The following is a 708-nucleotide window of genomic DNA, read 5'->3' as shown; positions in this document are numbered from 1 at the left end:
AGTATACCCCAACCCGGTACGCAACGTCCTGACCGTAACGGCATGGGACGGTGGCGACCAGGGCAAGGCCCGCATCGTGGACCAACACGGCACAACGACTCAGCTGCAGCTCCAGAATAATTCCGCCGACGTATCGGCACTGAAGCCAGGGCTGTACATCCTTCAGCTGCAAATCGGCGCGAAACGCGAAGTGAAGAAGTTCATTAAAGAATAACCCCAAACCCAGAAGGCCTGCCTGCCTGAAGGCAGGCCTGTCCTAAACAACGAGCCGCCCTCCTTGTATCCTGACTCCCTTCGATTGCTCCCTCATTCGACGCCAGGACGCAAGAGGGCGTTGGCATGTTTACAATCCGTCATTCTGTGGAGAAAACATACCTCATCCCTACGCCCGACGCGAAAACGCCTGTTTTCAGCTATCTTCCCGGCATGAACCAACCGTCTAAAATTGCTTTCTTCTGGGTGCTTATCGGCATGTGCTATGTACTGCACGGGTACTATGAGCTAACAGCCATCCGCTACGGTGTCCCGGTCCTGTTGCCTGGCCATACTGCCGGGGGCATACCGCTCAATCTGCATGTCATGCGCATCGTGCTGGAGATCGGGTCGCTGTTGATTGGCACGCTTACGGTGCTGAGCTTTAACCGGCCGTTTCAATGGTTCTCGTTTGTGTCTGTCTCTTATACCCCTCTGCCGCTGCCGCCGCAGTTG

At 55.8% G+C, this 708-nt stretch carries 2 protein-coding genes; both read left to right on the top strand.

Annotated features, from left to right (window positions below; genetic code table 11):
* Positions 1-214, top strand: a 214-nt coding sequence (locus KK062_RS29845; protein WP_254088049.1) for a T9SS type A sorting domain-containing protein, incomplete at its 5' end; no start/stop codon positions are given.
* Between the two features lie 146 nt (positions 215-360).
* Positions 361-708, top strand: a 348-nt coding sequence (locus tag KK062_RS29840) for a hypothetical protein (RefSeq protein WP_254088048.1), incomplete at its 3' end; no start/stop codon positions are given.

The sequence above is a fragment of the Dawidia cretensis genome, assembly GCF_018598175.1.
Classification (GTDB): Bacteria; Bacteroidota; Bacteroidia; order Cytophagales; family Cyclobacteriaceae; genus Ohtaekwangia; species Ohtaekwangia cretensis.
Note: the sequence above shows the minus strand (reverse complement) of the source record. Positions and strands in the feature narration are given on the sequence as shown.